Consider the following 15282-nt stretch of genomic DNA (forward strand, 5'->3'; position numbering starts at 1 on the left):
GTTATTCCACTTTATGATATCGGAATTTTCTTTCTATATGTTAAAATATAGCTATCATTATGAAGAAGGGCGGGAGTATTACGAAGAAAAGACTATTAATCACTTCTCTATGTATCGCTTTTGGATTGTTTTGGTCATATAAAGAGGCGGTTTTCGCTAGCTATAAACCGATTGATCAGTACGGATTAAATAAGGGATTACAGAACAAAAGTATAGGAACTTTAACTCATAATGAAATGAAAAAGGTAGGAGAGCATTTTGTGACCGAGCAACTATCAGTGTTTGGGTCTACTAATAAAGAAGATGTGAAACGAAAAGGTGAAGAACTATTTTTAAATAGAGGGTATGAACAATTAATGGGAAATTATTATCCAAATCGTTTTCGAGATTTAGAGTATAAATTTACAAACGAGGAGATACGTGAAGAGACCGATGAGAGTTTTCTTTATCAAGCTGTAGCGTACGTTGCGGGTACTGAAAATGGTAAGAGAAGCGAAATGAAATTGAATTATGAAGTGAAAATTGTAAAGGTTAATAATATATTTATGGTGCTAGAACAAAAGCAGCGCGTACAATAAAGGAAATTCATTGCTCAATAGAACATTTTGGGGTGTGTACTACTTAATGCGGAATAAAAAGGCCCTCAAGGAATAAAGGGCCCTTAAAGATTTTCATTTTGTTGACCAAGTTCTTTTTGAGCAATATATAAATTTCCTTGCTCGACTTGTTTAAGGGTATGAACAGAATCTCCTGCATATCCTTTTTGTGTTTTAACAGTTCTTTTTGAACGATTGGAATCTTGTTTCTTCATATAATAGGCCACCTTTCATCAAAAATAAACGAAAATGATAAGTATGAGTAATACAGCAGCGAAAATGGTAATGCCCATTAAAAACGAAGTGTTTTTATATTTAGGTGGCTTATGTACATCTTGCCGATATCCAGGTGAAATTTCAGGGGCAAATTCTTCATCGAATGATTGCTTTTTTTCTTTGTCGTCCATATGTACCCACCTTTCTTTTTCATTATATTATACGTTACAAGAAAAAATATGCATAAAGAAAACAGCCGCTTTATTATTAGCGGCTGTTTTGTGTTGTATATTTTCGTTGTACTTGAAAGAGACGGATAAGTAGGAAGGCAGCGCCAAATGCTAGACCGATAATAAGACCGATCCAATAGCCTTTTGCGGCCCATTCTGTATACGTTGCTAATATATAACCTAGTGGTAGACCTATTATCCAATAAGCAATTAAAGTCATAATTAGAGCGACATTTACATCTTTATAACCACGCAGAGCTCCTTGTACAGGGGTTGCAATTGCATCTGAAATTTGAAATAAAATCGCAAAGATAAGAAATTCTTTTGCTAAATGATGAACTTTTGCATCTGTCGTATAAATAGAAGCAATTTGATCATCAAAGAAGTAGAGAAGAATCGAATATAATAAAGCAAAGGCAAGGGCTAATCCAATTCCAATCAGTCCGTATTGTTTTGCATTATCGAAACGTTTTGCACCAACTTCGAATCCGACCGCAATAGTCATTGCCATTGCTAAACTTAGCGGAGTCATATATAACAAGGAAGCAAAGTTCATAGCTGCTTGGTGAGCTGCAATAGTTGTCGTACTAAAATTACTCATCATAAGCGTTACCGCAGCGAAAATACTCGTTTCAAAAAAGATAGCAAATCCGATAGGGACGCCAAGCTTTAAGAATGCTGTCCAACTCGAAAGAGAAGGGCGGTATAATTGTTTGAAAATGTTGAAAGAGGCAAAAGGCTCTTTCGTCTGAATAATAATGACTGTAATAATTAAAATGCACCAATATGTTGCAGTGGAAGCAATTGCCGCTCCAACACCACCAAGTTTTGGGAAACCGAAGTTACCAAAGATTAATAAGTAATTTAATATTACGTTAATTGGTAATGATAGTAATGTAATAATCATCGTTGTTCGAGTTTTTCCTAATGCATCAATAAATCCACGTAAAACCGTGTAAGTGAATAAAGGTATAATTCCTATTGCGATAATACTTAAAAATTGAGCTGCAATACGTTCCACAGGTTCTTCTAAGCGCATGCCGTTTAAAATAGGTGAAACGACGAAGAAACCGATGAGGATAACAACGAAACTAGCACAAATTGCTAAATAAACTGCTTGTATGACAACGTGGGGAACGTCCTCTTTTTTCTTGGATCCAACGAGCTGTGCAACAATGGGAGTCGTGGCCATTAAAATTCCTGTTAACCCAGTACTAACTGGAATCCATATACTTGTTCCAATTGCGACACCTGCTAAATCAGTTGGGCTTGCATGTCCTGACATTGTTGTATCGAAAAAGCTCATCGCAAATAATGACATTTGCGTTACGAAAATCGGAAAAAATAGTAATACAAATTGCTTTAACTTTTGTGAGAATGAAGTAGTTTCTTTCATAAAATCCCCTTTCCGTATAAAAAAACAAACTCTTACTATCATACAATTTAATCAAAGATTAGAAAAGAAATACGCGCCTACAACATATGAAGCCAATAAAAAAAGGATGCACTTTGAAAAGGGATAAGGTATTATGATAAGGTGTGAAAAAATTACATATTATTTGTTATTAAGGAGGCACTACTTGTGGCTGATTGGTTAATTGGTTTAATCATGGGTGCTGTTGAAGGGTTAACAGAGTTTCTACCAGTATCATCAACAGGACATATGATTTTAACAGGACATTTAATTGGATTTGACGATGAGAGAGCGAAAGTTTTTGAAGTTGTAATCCAATTGGGATCGATTTTAGCGGTTGTAGTTGTATTTTGGAAACGATTATGGTCATTAGTTGGAATTGGGAAAGTAAAAGAAGGGCCATCGTTAAATTTATTACATATTATTATTGGGATGATTCCTGCCGGGGTACTCGGTGTATTATTCCATAGTGCAATTAAAAAGGTTTTATTTGGTCCAGGACCAGTTGTCATTAGTTTAGTAGCTGGTGGTATTTTAATGATTGTTGCTGAGAAGTTTTCAAAACCAAGTACAGCAAGAACGTTAGATGAAATCACATATAAGCAAGCATTTACAATTGGAATGTTCCAATGTTTAGCACTTTGGCCAGGATTTTCTCGTTCTGGTTCTACAATAAGTGGTGGTTTATTAGCTCGCGTGTCGCATACAGCGGCAGCTGAATATACGTTCATTTTAGCAGTACCGATGATGGTAGCTGCAACTGGATTAGATTTAATTAAAAGCTGGGATGTATTAAGCTCGGCAGATGTAACGCTATTTGCAACAGGATTTGTAACTGCATTCGTTGTTGCGATGCTTGCAATTGTCTCATTCTTAAAATTATTAGCTCGTGTAAAACTAACACCGTTCGCTTATTATCGTTTCATTTTAGCTGCGGTATTCTATTTCTTCATTATGTAAAATAAAAACCTGCCGAGCTCGGCAGGTTTTTTATTTTACTAATTTTTCTATCATGTTTTCCATTACATGTTCCCAAAGAGAAGTATCATCAGCTAATGTAGCACGGAAATTAGCATACATTTCTTTTTGTTTTTCTTCGAATGTTGGATCTTCTTTTTCAGGTAATGTAGCGCGCATTGAAGTTACTAATTCTTGTACTTTTGGAGCGCGTGGTCCAAAGACGGCTTGTTCATTTCCATCTTTATCAATGAAAATAAAGATTGGAATGGCACGTGCTGTTCCATTTGTTAAATATTGATCCATTAATTCTAAGTTTTCATCGCGAATTAATAAACGCATATCAATATTTGCAACTTCAGAAATTCGTTTCATAACAGGTACGCATAAAAGAGCATCGCCACACCAATCAGCAGTTAATACGATAACACGCCAGCCATCATTTTGACGTTCTTCTAATACAGGAAGTAATTCATTTGGAATTAAAAAATTATTGTAAATGTGTAGTAGCTCGTATTGGTTTACTTGCATTTCATTCACATATGTATCAAAGGACATACCTTTATCAGCCCATTGTTGTAAGTTCATAATTAACACCTCTTTAGTAAGATTTGCTTTCATTGTACCAATTTTTATATAGAAAAGCTTGTATTCTGACTCTTTCTTGTCACTTAATAATTTATTTAATAGAAAAAAGAATAGTACGACACATAATTCAGTTAAGTTGGACATTTGTACGCTTTCTATCCAATCATCAGCAGTATGAATGACGAACCAATCTAGTGTAATTTCAATGAATGAGAAAAGAGTGAGAGAAATCCAATTTGGCATGTTTTGAGTCAATGGATATAGCAGCGCTTTGAAGAAACTGAAAATAAATAATGTAATACCATCTAAGAAAGTGATTAATAAAAAAAGAGAAGTAAAGCAGTACGTGAACTATACGCTATACCTGTAATTTGAAAGATTCCTACATATACAAAAAATATAAATGTAAAAACTATAATGAGAAAAAGAGCAATAATACTAATGATAATTGTTTTATCTTTTTGGCTGAGATTTGAGAACCTCTCCTCCTAACGCATTAAAATACTCCCTTTTTCTGGAAGTTGACTTCGTTTTATCATGAAATACATATTAAAAAACTACGAATTATGGGAAAATAAGATGACAAAAAGTAAGATTTCATGTAAAATTATTAATAAGGTTTTTATTTAACTAAATGAAATAAAAGGAGCTGTCAATGTTGTCTCAAAATCGAGAGCAATTAATGGAAGAACTATCGACAAATGTGTTTGCTATGTTTCGCACGTTGCGTAATGATATCGGAAAAATATTCGGTGGTTACATACCGTGGAATGAATTCATCGTTCTGAGAATATTAAATCGTACGAATAAAGAAATGGTATCGCGTGTAGCAAATGAATTAAATGTGTCGAATAGTCATATTACAGCTGTTACAGAAAAATTAATTAATAAAGGTTTTGTAACTCGTTCACGTTCTACATCAGATCGCCGAGTTGTGTATTTAGAGATTACAGAACAAGGGAAAGATTTAGTTGCGAAAATGGAAGATGCGAAAAAACAATATTTACAAGAAAGATTCTCTGCACTTTCAGAAGATGAAATGAATGTAATGATTTCAATTTCCAAAAAACTTATTTAAGTGATTATAAACAAGAAAACGCTTACGTGATGAAATAGAAGATCTTCCTTATATATGGGAGGTCTTCTTTCGTGTGTAATAGATGTTAAAAAATAAAATGTGTATGAAAAAACATAGAGCGCCATACTACTAATACAAGGAAGGGAGGGAGAGATATGACGAATCGTAACGGTAGTAAAGGGAGCGGTAATCAAGGATCACCAAAGTCCGGCCAGTTTAATCAGGAATTTAGCACTGAATTTGAAACTGGTAATGATAATAAAGGGAAAGAATATCGTTCTAAAAAAGGGAGTAAATCAAAAAAGGAGTGAATTAATTCACTCCTTTTTTGATTTACGATGCTGCCGATTGATCCGTATTATATTTTTCTTCTGATTTTGCGACAATCATTGCGCAAATTGCATCCCCAGAAATGTTTACAGCTGTTCTAGACATATCTAGAATACGGTCAATACCGATAATTAAAGCGATACCTTCTACTGGTAGATTTACTTGATTTAAAACCATTGTAAGCATTACAAGTCCAACACCAGGTACACCAGCAGTACCGATACTAGCTAGTACAGCAGTTAATACGACCATAGCTAATTGCGGTAATGTAAGTTCAACTCCGTATACTTGAGCGATAAATACAGTGGCTACTCCTTGCATAATGGCAGTACCATCCATATTAATAGTTGCCCCTAGTGGTTGTACAAATGAGCTTATCGCTTTTGGAACGCCAAGCTTATCTTGTGCTGTTTTCATTGCAAATGGAAGCGATGCATTAGAGCTAGATGTACTAAATCCAATTGCCATTACTGGTCCGAAATGTTTAAAGAAACGAACAATATTTTCTTTTGCTAATACCTTTAATAAGCCACCATATACAAAGACCCCGTGAATAATGAGTACTAACATAACGACAATCATATACTTGAACATCGCAGCGACGCCTGCAAGCCCCATTTTACCAACGGATGAAGCGAGCAAACCGAATGTTCCAATTGGGGCTAATTTCATAACGAGATTAACAAGATACATCATTAATTCGTTGCCCTGTTCAAGTAATGAATGGATACCTTGAACTCGTTTTCCTAAAATAGCTATACCGAGTCCAATCAATACGGCAAAGGCAATGATTTGTAACATGTTTCCGTCAGCCATCGCTTTTGCTGGGTTATCTGGTACGATATTTAGCAATGTGTCAACGAAAGATGTTTCAGTTTTTGCACCTTCATACTTAAGACCTTCTGTTTTAAAATTACCGCCAGCTCCTGGTTTTATAATAAGTGCAAATGTAACCGCTATAGAGATGGCAACCGCAGTTGTTACGAGAAAGAATGAAATTGATTTTAAACCGATTCTTCCAAGTTGTTTCGGATCTCCAAGGCCGGCAGCACCAAGTACGATAGAAATGAACACAACAGGAACAACTAGCATTTTAATAAGTCGAATAAACAATTGACCAATTGGGTTGAACACATATTGATTTAGTGGCTCAAAGATAGATGGAGCAGCTAAATTTAGAGTGAGTCCAACAACTAGACCTAGAAATAATGCGATTAAGATTGCTTTTGTTTGTTTCAATAAAATCCCCCCTTTTGTTTTTGTGAAATTTCTTTCTAAAGTAATTATACCGAAAAAATCCCTAATTTAACAATATTTTCTGAATTTTTTGGTTTTTAGGTGTAGATAGACTGATTTTGTGTTTGGAAGATAAAATAGACCATCACATAGGATGGTCTAGGGAAGGGGACAATTTATGTCAATTTAATTAGGGATGGAAGTTGCTTTAAGACACTGGGGAATGTCTTATAAATTAGGGAGGAACAACTTCAATACATATACTATAAAAGGTAGGTGTGACTCTCATGTGAACATAGGGTGAAAGAGAGAGGGAGTTTTAAATAAAAGATAGAAAGACAAAAAAATAAGACCATCACATAAGATGGTCAAGGAAGGGGACAATTTATGTCAATTTAATTAGGGATGGAAGCTGTTCAAAGACACTGGGGAATGTCTTATAAATTAGGGAGGAACAACTTCGATACATATACTATAAAAGGTAGATGTGACCTCTGTGTGAACATAGAGTGAAAGAGAGAGGGAGTTTTAAATAAAAGATAGAAAGACAAAAAAATAAGACCATCATTTATAAGATGGTCAAGGAAGGGGACAATTTATGTCAATTTAATTAGGGATGGAAGCTGTTCAAAGACACTGGGGAATGTCTTATAAATTAGGGAGGAACAACTTCGATACATATACTATAAAAGATAGATGTGACCTCTGTGTGAATATAGAGTGAAAGAGAGAGGGAGTTTTAAATAAAATGAAAATTTAATGAGTGTTTTTTGTTCATCCCCTGTTGATTATTAGCCTTAACCAATCGGGCGTTTATTGCCCACAAATAGCGGAATAAAAGATAAAGCAAACAAAAAATAAGACCATCATTTATAAGATGGTCAATGGAAGGGGACAATTTATGTCAATTTAATTAGGGGATGGAAGCTATTCAAAGACACTGGGGAATGTCTTATAAATTAGGGAGGAACAGCTTCGATACATATACTATAAAAGGTGGATGTGACCTCTATGTGAACATAGAGTGAAAGATATGGGGATTTGAAAGATAGTACATATGAAATTGTTATTGCTAGCAATATAGAATTAGGATATAGAGTTTTCCAGCATAAAACGAAAAGGAATCTGAATATAAATAAAAGTTGTAATCTATGAAAAAAAGGATTATGCTCAACTATATTATGAGAATATAAGGTTTGTCCCAATTATTTAAGGGCTTTTAAAAAGCTTTTTATTTATGAGGGGAAGCTTCACTTTAATAAGGGAGTTAGTGATATGGACGTAACAAAAAAACAAGGGCTGTATAATCGTCTTATACGATTAAACCCACCACAAATATTAGCATTAGGCTTTTTCTGCTTAATTGTGGTTGGTGGTTTGTTATTAAAATTACCATTCGCAACGAAAGCACATATTAGTTGGGTAGATGCTTTCTTTACAGCAACGTCAGCAGCGACCGTAACTGGTTTGGGAGTAGTGGATACAGCAAGTACATTTACGATGTTTGGCGAAATTGTTATTATGTTTTTAATTCAAACAGGTGGTCTAGGTCTTATGACAATTGCCATTTTAATTGTTTGGGTACTAGGTAAAAAAATCGGATTACGCCATCGTTTATTAATTGGAGAAGCATTTAATCAAACAAATATAGGTGGTCTTGTAAAATTAGTAAAGCGTGTCTTTATATTTTCGATTTGTATTGAACTTATTGGGGTCATCTTTTTATCGTTTCGCTTTATTCCAGAGTTTGGTTTTGGAAAAGGTTTATACTATAGTATTTTTCATGTAATTGCATCTTATAATAATGCAGGGTTTGCTTTATGGCCAGATAATTTAACAAGATATGTAGGGGATCCCATTATTAATATTGGGATTTGCTCTTTAATTGTAATCGGAGGACTCGGTTTTACCGTATTAATTGATATATGGTATAGTCGCAGTTTTCGAAAATTATCACTTCACTCAAAAATAATGATTATTGGAACAGTAGTGCTAAATGTTATAGCAATGATTGTAATTTTTGTATTGGAATATAATAATGTGAAGACGTTAGGGAATTTATCTTTAAATGAAAAACTATGGGCTTCCTTCTTTCAAGGTATTACTCCGCGGACAGCTGGATTTAATACGGTTGACTATGGAGGTATGGAAGAATCATCTATATTATTTACGATGATTTTAATGTTTATTGGTGCAGGAAGTGTATCAACAGGTGGAGGAATTAAATTAACGACGTTTGTTATCTTAATTACATCTGTCCTTTCTTTCTTTAGAAAAAAGGAGGAAATTGTTTTATTTCAGCGTACAATTAAAATGTCGACAGTAACGAGGGCCTTAGCAATTGCTGTTGCCAGTCAAATACTTATTTTAGCAGCGGTATTCATATTAATGCTTACAGAAAACTTCAGCTTTATTCAATTATTATTTGAGACAATATCAGCGTTTGGCACAGTCGGATTAACGATGGGAATTACTGCAAAGCTATCGGCATTCGGAAAATGTATTATTATGTTTGTTATGTTCTGCGGATTAATTGGACCATTAACACTTGTGTTCTCTTTAGCGCGACCAGCAAAACAAAAAATAAAATATCCATCGGAAGATGTGTTTACAGGATAAGGTATCCCGCGTTAAGCGAGATACCTTTTTCTTTTTTAGAACAGGGAGAACAATAGACCAATAAGTGCTACTCGGAATAAAATTGCGATAAGTGCAGCAATTCCACCGACAACTGCAGCGATACCGCCAGTTACAGTAGCTCCGCGATTATAAGCGTAAATACCGAGTAAAACAGAAACAAGACCAAATAGTGTTGGAAATGTAAATAGCGATAAGATAGATAGCGCAAGAGCGATAAAACCAGCAGTTGATCCAGCAGCGGACGATTTTACAACATCTTTATCGTCTTTATCATCGTAATCATAATCAATGCGTTGTGGTGCAACCTCAGCGGCGTACTCTTCTTTATAGTCACTATAATCACTATCTATTCTATCTCTTTTTTTATAATCATCAAATTTCTCAGTCAAAGTCATGACTCCTTTCATAACAAGGTTCAATAGTAGTATGTATCTCTTTATCTTTTTTATCCCGCTATTTGTGGGAGTCGAGCTACATACACATCCCACTGATTAAAGTTTCACTATACCGGAGCATGTACAGGGAGTAGTATCTTTTAAAAGAAGGAAAATGTTTTTTTGAAATAGGAAAAGTTAGTATGACTTCCTCTATTTTGGAAAATATAAAAAGGAATAATGAGGAAAGGGTGCAATACATAATGGAACATCCAATTGAAAATTTAATGAAAACGGCAATGACAAATTTAAAAGAGATGGTAGATGTAAATACAATTGTTGGGAGCCCGGTTTCAACAGCTGACGGAAATGTAGTATTAACAGTATCTCAAGTGGCTTTTGGTTTTGGAGCTGGTGGAAGTGATTTTAAAGGGGATTTCATCACTGAAAAACATAACGGTGGGCAAAATCAGCATAAAGAGAACAAACAAGGGCATCCATTTGGAGGAGGAAGCGGGGCTGGGGTTTCCATTAGTCCAGTAGCTTTTTTAGTAGTTGGTTCTAATGGGGTGCAAGTATTACATCTCAACAGCAGTACACATTTAATTGAAAAGGCTTTAAATACTGTACCAAGCACTGTAGATAAATTTGTGAATGGTCGTCAAAAGTGAACTTGCATTTTTTAGGAATTATGATATATTAGAAAAAGTGCGCTTTAGGATGATCGGAATAATTGAAATGTAAATATATATGATGTGTGGAATAAGGGAGAGGAATTTATGATTAATATCAAAAACTTAGTAGTTGGCTTATTTATGTTAGTAAGCGGCTTTGTTGTATATGTAATAAAAGAAAAAGCTCCATTCTAAAACAGACAAACCGTTAATGTCTGTTTTTAATTTGCGGAAAAAAGTTGACAAGTTATTGTATTGGTGTTAAAATTTTAATTCGTGTCTCGGTTACAGCTAGTGTAAAGTAAATATCTCTTATGAATGCAATACGAAAAGTTTGCGAAAGATCGGGTAATTTTATCAACAACTTTTGTGAACAAACCCTATAAATTGTATTTGTAAGCTATATATGTATACTAGTGAATCAAGGAGCGGTCAGTGGAACCGTAATGATGAGAGAGAGGTAGGGCTTTCATCCAGTATATGTTACTTTCCCGTTAGGTGAATATAAAAAAGAGGACTCCTTTTAAAAGGAGTCCTCTTTCATTTTTTAAGTGCGACTTTCAACTTGTTGACAAATTTCATCCGTTGTTAAACCGTGAGCTGTAATGACTGATCCTTTAATTGATGTATCTGCAATGCCCATCACATTAGAATCTTGCCCAGTTACAACGCAACAATCACACCCTTGTGCATCCTGTTCTGAGTTAAGTGTAACAACTTCATGACCTTGTTGTTGAAGAGCTTGTTGAACGTCTGTTAATGAGTTTTCAACGCCAATTCTAGCCATAATTATCACCTCCTACCATCTAATTGCTAGTATGCTCAAGTTCACTGCATATATTTATGAAAAGACGGTAGGAAGTAAATCTTTGTTTAGTCGTTATATACGCCAGTAAGCATTTGACTAACGAATTGATCGTTTAATGTATCTTGTGCTGAAGAAGTATTTGAATGGATGTCGATTGAAGCAATAAAATAATTATGTTCTTTCGTATTTGGTTCTACCTCTACGTAATTATCGAATTTACAAAAACCTTTCGTATCCATTAGATCAAATAATTGCAGCATTTCTACTACCTCTTGTCTCGTTCCTTTAATTTGTACACACGCCATATTTATTTCCTCCTTTATTTTGACAAATTGTTTTTTAAAAATAGGATTATGATTACGAAATGAAAAATATGAATGTTATTTTTAGACAGCGCTATTTTTGTTATTTTCCCCCTTTTTCAGCAAAAGTCGTTATATATCCCCGGATTTATAAAATCGGACGTCCGTTTATTGAATACAATAGATTCGTATCAATTGATGAAAATCCTTCTTTTAAACAAATATTTTTTTAGTGGAAATTGGCGAAAAAAATTTTTTGACTTTTTGTAAACGTTAACAATGTTGTTAAATCAGTATAAGCAAAGAAGTACGTATGATTAAAAATTATAAATTTTCTAAAAATTCACTTGATTTATTTAGAAAGGAGAGTAAACTAGGAAACAATAAAAAATTCATAGAACATAGGAGGCGCTTCTAGTGAATGAGCAATGGGTTTTCTTAAATGGAGAATTTGTTCCAAAAGATGAGGCAAAAGTTTCAGTATATGATCATGGCTATTTATATGGCGATGGAGTGTTTGAAGGAATTAGAGTTTATAGCGGTAATGTTTTCCGTTTGAGAGAGCATCTTGTCCGGCTGTATGAATCAGCAAAATCAATCCTTTTAGAAATTCCATATTCATTAGATGAAGTAACAAATATTGTTGTTGAGACGATTCGACAAAATAAATTATCTAATGGATACATTCGCCTTGTTGTATCAAGAGGAGCAGGAAATCTTGGATTGGATCCCGATTCATGTAAGAAGCCGAATGTAGTAGTAATTGCAGAACAATTATCTTTATTCCCACAAGAATATTATGAGAAAGGGATTCCAGTTGTAACAGTTGCAACGCGCCGAAATCGTCCCGATGTTTTATCCCCTCAAGTAAAATCTTTAAATTACTTAAACAATATTTTAGTTCGTATTGAAGCGAAATTAGCTGGAGTACAAGAAGCACTTATGTTAAATGATCAAGGATATGTAGCTGAAGGATCAGGAGATAACGTGTTTATTGTTAAAGGAAATAAATTAATTACACCACCAAGTTCTGCTGGAGCGTTAGAAGGTATTACACGAAACGCCATTTTAGAAATCGGCGAAAAACTTGGGTATGACGTAAGAGAAGAGTTATTTACAAGACATGATGTATATGTAGCTGATGAAGTGTTTTTAACAGGAACAGCTGCTGAAGTGATTGCTGTTACGACAGTAGATGGTAGAACGATTGGCTTAGGGCAAACAGGTCCACATACGAACCGTTTATTAAAAGAGTTTCGTAAGTTAGTTGTAGAAGATGGAGAGAAAATTTACGAAGAAAATAAAGTTGGATAACAACTTTTTTAACATAAGAAAGCGTTGATAGGGAGGAGTAGTTGATTGTGAAGCCTCACAGAGAGTCGGTGGTTGCTGAAAACCGATGGTTCACGTCGACGAACATCGCCCTTGAGTGCTAAGCTAAAGCATTTGTCTAGGCTTAGACGGTAGCTCCGTTATTAGCTAGATCCATTTATGGATCACTGAGGCAAGAGTATTCTTGCGAAGAAGGGTGGTACCGCGAAATCTTTCGTCCCTTCAGCACATAGCTGGAGTGTGGACGTAGGATTTTTTTATTGTATAAAAGTTTGAAAAAGGGGGCTTATAAGAACAATGTCTTCAAAAACGGAAGAGAAACTGGCAACTGGTGCACAGCTATTGTTAGAAGCGCTAGAAAAGGAAGGCGTAGAAGTGATTTTCGGTTATCCGGGTGGTGCCGTTTTACCTCTCTATGATGCATTGTATGATTGTGAAATTCCGCATATTTTAACAAGGCATGAGCAAGGGGCAATTCACGCTGCTGAAGGGTATGCCAGAATTACAGGGCATCCAGGGGTTGTAATTGCAACGAGTGGGCCAGGTGCTACAAATGTAATTACGGGTCTAGCTGATGCGATGATTGATTCATTGCCACTTGTAGTATTTACAGGCCAAGTAGCAACAACGTTAATTGGGAGCGATGCTTTTCAAGAGGCAGATATTATGGGACTTACGATGCCAGTGACAAAACATAACTATCAAGTGCGAAAGGCCTCAGATTTACCTCGAATTATTAAAGAAGCATTTCATATTGCTAAAACTGGAAGACCAGGACCAGTCGTTATTGACCTTCCGAAAGATATGGTAGTCGAGAAAGGTGAGCAATGTAGCAATGTACAAATGGATTTACCGGGATATAACCCTAATTATGAACCGAATCTACTTCAAATAAACAAATTACTCAAAGTAATTGAAACCGCAAAAAAACCGTTAATTTTAGCTGGAGCGGGTATATTGCATGCGAAAGCTTCGAAAGAATTGACAAATTTTGCTCGTAAATATGAAATCCCTGTTGTGCATACATTACTTGGTCTTGGTGGTTTTCCACCAGATGATGAACTATTTCTAGGGATGGGAGGAATGCATGGTTCTTATACAGCCAATATGGCGTTATATGAATGTGACTTACTCATTAATATAGGCGCGAGATTTGATGATCGGCTTACAGGGAATTTAGCTTATTTTGCTAAAGGGGCTACTGTTGCGCATATCGATATCGATCCAGCAGAAATCGGGAAAAATGTACCAACTGAAATTCCTATTGTTGCAAGTGCTAAGCGGGCATTGGAAGTATTACTTGAACCAGAAGGGGGAAAAGAAAATCATCATGAATGGATCACTTTATTAAAGGGGAGAAAAGAACAATATCCATTCTCTTATAAAAGAAATTCTGAAAGTATTAAGCCCCAATACGCAATTGATATGTTATATGAAATTACGAAGGGAGAAGCGATTGTAACAACAGACGTTGGGCAACACCAAATGTGGGCAGCCCAATATTATCCGCTGAAAAATCCAGATAAATGGGTAACTTCTGGTGGATTAGGAACGATGGGGTTTGGATTTCCAGCAGCAATCGGTGCGCAAATTGCAAAGCCTGAAGAATTAGTTATTGCAATTGTTGGTGATGCTGGGTTTCAAATGACTCTACAAGAATTAAGTGTATTAAAAGAACACGCTTTACCCGTTAAAGTATTTATTTTAAATAATGAAGCTTTAGGAATGGTAAGACAATGGCAAGATGAATTTTACAATCAAAGATATTCACATTCTTTATTACCATGCCAACCAGATTTCGTCGCTCTTGCGAATGCATATGGCATAAAAGGTGTTCGTATTGACGATCCACTTCTTGCAAAGAAGCAAATCCAGCATGCTATTGAATTACAAGAGCCAGTCGTAATTGATTGTCGTGTACTTCAATCAGAGAAGGTTATGCCGATGGTTGCGCCAGGAAAAGGTGTTCACCAAATGGAGGGAGTGGAAAAAGGGTGAAGAGAATTGTTACAGCGACAGTTCGAAATCAAAGTGGTGTTTTAAACCGAATTACAGGGGTTATGACACGAAGACATTTTAATATTGAAAGTATTTCAGTAGGTCATACAGAATCATCAGATATATCGCGAATGACGATTGTTGTACACGTTGAAAGTGAACAGCAAGTGGAGCAGTTAATTAAACAACTGCATAAGCAAATTGACGTACTGAAAGTATCAGATATTACAGAAGAAGCGATGATTGCTAGAGAGCTTGCTCTTATTAAAGTAGCAACTTCTGTAGCGAGGGCAGAGTTATATAGTTTAATTGAACCGTTTCGAGCCGCTGTAATAGATGTTGGGAAGGATTCCATAGTTGTGCAAGTAACAGGTACGCAAGACAAAGTAGAAGCGTTAATTGAATTACTTCGTCCATACGGTTTGAAAGAAATTGCTAGAACAGGTGTAACAGCATTTACACGTAGTATGAAAAAACAAGATAAGCAAGTTATGTTAATTCAATAATCA

The 15282-nt window shown here is 35.3% G+C and carries 18 protein-coding genes, 1 pseudogene and 1 other annotated feature; of the genes and pseudogenes, 10 read left to right on the forward strand and 9 right to left on the reverse strand.

All coding sequences use genetic code 11. The annotated features are described in order from the left end of the window. The first annotated feature begins 59 nt into the window (after positions 1–59). On the forward strand, positions 60–578 hold the full coding sequence (locus tag DN407_RS06815; RefSeq protein ID WP_149216133.1) for a biotin transporter BioY: 519 nt from the start codon (positions 60–62) through the stop codon (positions 576–578). Between the two features lie 83 nt (positions 579–661). On the opposite strand, the gene DN407_RS31550 is transcribed toward DN407_RS06815, so the two are convergent. From DN407_RS31550 to DN407_RS06825, 3 genes are all read right to left on the reverse strand, one after another. Continuing rightward, a complete protein-coding gene (locus DN407_RS31550) occupies positions 662–811 on the reverse strand; it encodes a hypothetical protein (RefSeq protein WP_000743742.1) in 150 nt (49 codons plus the stop codon). Positions 812–829: 18 nt separating this feature from the next. After that, positions 830–1003 carry a hypothetical protein gene (locus DN407_RS06820; protein WP_000341062.1) on the reverse strand — a complete coding sequence of 58 codons (174 nt, stop codon included), beginning with the start codon at positions 1001–1003 and terminating at the stop codon, positions 830–832. 76 nt (positions 1004–1079) lie between these two features. Then, a complete protein-coding gene (locus tag DN407_RS06825) occupies positions 1080–2438 on the reverse strand; it encodes an MATE family efflux transporter (protein ID WP_000665550.1) in 1359 nt (452 codons plus the stop codon). A gap of 186 nt (positions 2439–2624) precedes the next feature. Here DN407_RS06825 and uppP point away from each other — a divergent pair, with 186 nt between their 5' ends. After that, positions 2625–3416 carry a bacitracin resistance undecaprenyl-diphosphatase gene (gene uppP, locus DN407_RS06830; RefSeq protein WP_016109649.1) on the forward strand — a complete coding sequence of 264 codons (792 nt, stop codon included), beginning with the start codon at positions 2625–2627 and terminating at the stop codon, positions 3414–3416. Between the two features lie 30 nt (positions 3417–3446). Here the strand turns inward: uppP and DN407_RS06835 are convergent, their stop codons facing one another. Both DN407_RS06835 and DN407_RS06840 read right to left on the reverse strand, forming a co-directional pair. Next, on the reverse strand, positions 3447–4034 hold the full coding sequence (locus DN407_RS06835; protein WP_001999429.1) for a thioredoxin family protein: 588 nt from the start codon (positions 4032–4034) through the stop codon (positions 3447–3449). Between the two features lie 36 nt (positions 4035–4070). Beyond that, a pseudogene (locus DN407_RS06840) lies at positions 4071–4450 on the reverse strand (YrvL family regulatory protein); the annotation flags it as partial. A 209-nt stretch (positions 4451–4659) separates the two neighbouring features. On the opposite strand from DN407_RS06840, the gene DN407_RS06845 reads away from it, so the two are divergent. Further along, complete coding sequence (locus DN407_RS06845) at positions 4660–5079, forward strand: MarR family winged helix-turn-helix transcriptional regulator (protein WP_000081432.1); 420 nt, start codon at positions 4660–4662, stop codon at positions 5077–5079. Between the two features lie 155 nt (positions 5080–5234). Further along, positions 5235–5390 carry a hypothetical protein gene (locus DN407_RS06850; RefSeq protein WP_000184928.1) on the forward strand — a complete coding sequence of 52 codons (156 nt, stop codon included), beginning with the start codon at positions 5235–5237 and terminating at the stop codon, positions 5388–5390. A 22-nt stretch (positions 5391–5412) separates the two neighbouring features. Here the strand turns inward: DN407_RS06850 and DN407_RS06855 are convergent, their stop codons facing one another. Beyond that, complete coding sequence (locus tag DN407_RS06855) at positions 5413–6648, reverse strand: dicarboxylate/amino acid:cation symporter (RefSeq protein WP_000814808.1); 1236 nt, start codon at positions 6646–6648, stop codon at positions 5413–5415. A gap of 1272 nt (positions 6649–7920) precedes the next feature. Here DN407_RS06855 and DN407_RS06860 point away from each other — a divergent pair. Then, positions 7921–9264 (forward strand): TrkH family potassium uptake protein, encoded by a 1344-nt coding sequence (locus DN407_RS06860; protein ID WP_000383521.1) that lies wholly within the window; start codon positions 7921–7923, stop codon positions 9262–9264. Between the two features lie 35 nt (positions 9265–9299). Here the strand turns inward: DN407_RS06860 and DN407_RS06865 are convergent, their stop codons facing one another. Beyond that, complete coding sequence (locus tag DN407_RS06865; RefSeq protein ID WP_000136535.1) at positions 9300–9674, reverse strand: hypothetical protein; 375 nt, start codon at positions 9672–9674, stop codon at positions 9300–9302. A 188-nt stretch (positions 9675–9862) separates the two neighbouring features. Here DN407_RS06865 and ytfJ point away from each other — a divergent pair, with 188 nt between their 5' ends. Both ytfJ and DN407_RS06875 read left to right on the forward strand, forming a co-directional pair. Beyond that, positions 9863–10330, forward strand: a complete 468-nt coding sequence (ytfJ, locus tag DN407_RS06870) for a GerW family sporulation protein (RefSeq protein ID WP_000204234.1) — start codon at positions 9863–9865, stop codon at positions 10328–10330. 108 nt (positions 10331–10438) lie between these two features. After that, positions 10439–10528 carry a hypothetical protein gene (locus DN407_RS06875; protein ID WP_000608227.1) on the forward strand — a complete coding sequence of 30 codons (90 nt, stop codon included), beginning with the start codon at positions 10439–10441 and terminating at the stop codon, positions 10526–10528. 352 nt (positions 10529–10880) lie between these two features. Here the strand turns inward: DN407_RS06875 and DN407_RS06880 are convergent, their stop codons facing one another. Both DN407_RS06880 and DN407_RS06885 read right to left on the reverse strand, forming a co-directional pair. Continuing rightward, positions 10881–11120 carry a YkuS family protein gene (locus tag DN407_RS06880; protein WP_000101022.1) on the reverse strand — a complete coding sequence of 80 codons (240 nt, stop codon included), beginning with the start codon at positions 11118–11120 and terminating at the stop codon, positions 10881–10883. 86 nt (positions 11121–11206) lie between these two features. Further along, positions 11207–11446, reverse strand: a complete 240-nt coding sequence (locus DN407_RS06885; protein ID WP_149216134.1) for a DUF3911 family protein — start codon at positions 11444–11446, stop codon at positions 11207–11209. A gap of 414 nt (positions 11447–11860) precedes the next feature. Between DN407_RS06885 and ilvE the strand changes: the two genes are divergently transcribed. The 3 genes from ilvE to ilvN all read left to right on the forward strand — a co-directional run bounded on the left by ilvE (position 11861) and on the right by ilvN (position 15279). Beyond that, complete coding sequence (gene ilvE / locus DN407_RS06890; RefSeq protein WP_149216135.1) at positions 11861–12757, forward strand: branched-chain-amino-acid transaminase; 897 nt, start codon at positions 11861–11863, stop codon at positions 12755–12757. A gap of 15 nt (positions 12758–12772) precedes the next feature. Next, positions 12773–13000 (forward strand) — a binding site (T-box leader). Between the two features lie 72 nt (positions 13001–13072). Continuing rightward, positions 13073–14773, forward strand: coding sequence for an acetolactate synthase large subunit (ilvB, locus tag DN407_RS06895; protein ID WP_000095832.1), 1701 nt, complete (start codon positions 13073–13075; stop codon positions 14771–14773). Next, the gene (gene ilvN, locus DN407_RS06900; protein WP_000822952.1) at positions 14770–15279 is read left to right on the forward strand and encodes an acetolactate synthase small subunit; all 510 of its coding nucleotides are present in this window, start codon (positions 14770–14772) and stop codon (positions 15277–15279) included. The genes ilvB and ilvN overlap by 4 nt, the downstream gene beginning before the upstream one ends. The last annotated feature ends 3 nt before the right edge of the window (positions 15280–15282 follow it).

Source organism: Bacillus sp. JAS24-2 (assembly GCF_008274905.1).
GTDB lineage: Bacteria > Bacillota > Bacilli > Bacillales > Bacillaceae_G > Bacillus_A > Bacillus_A cereus.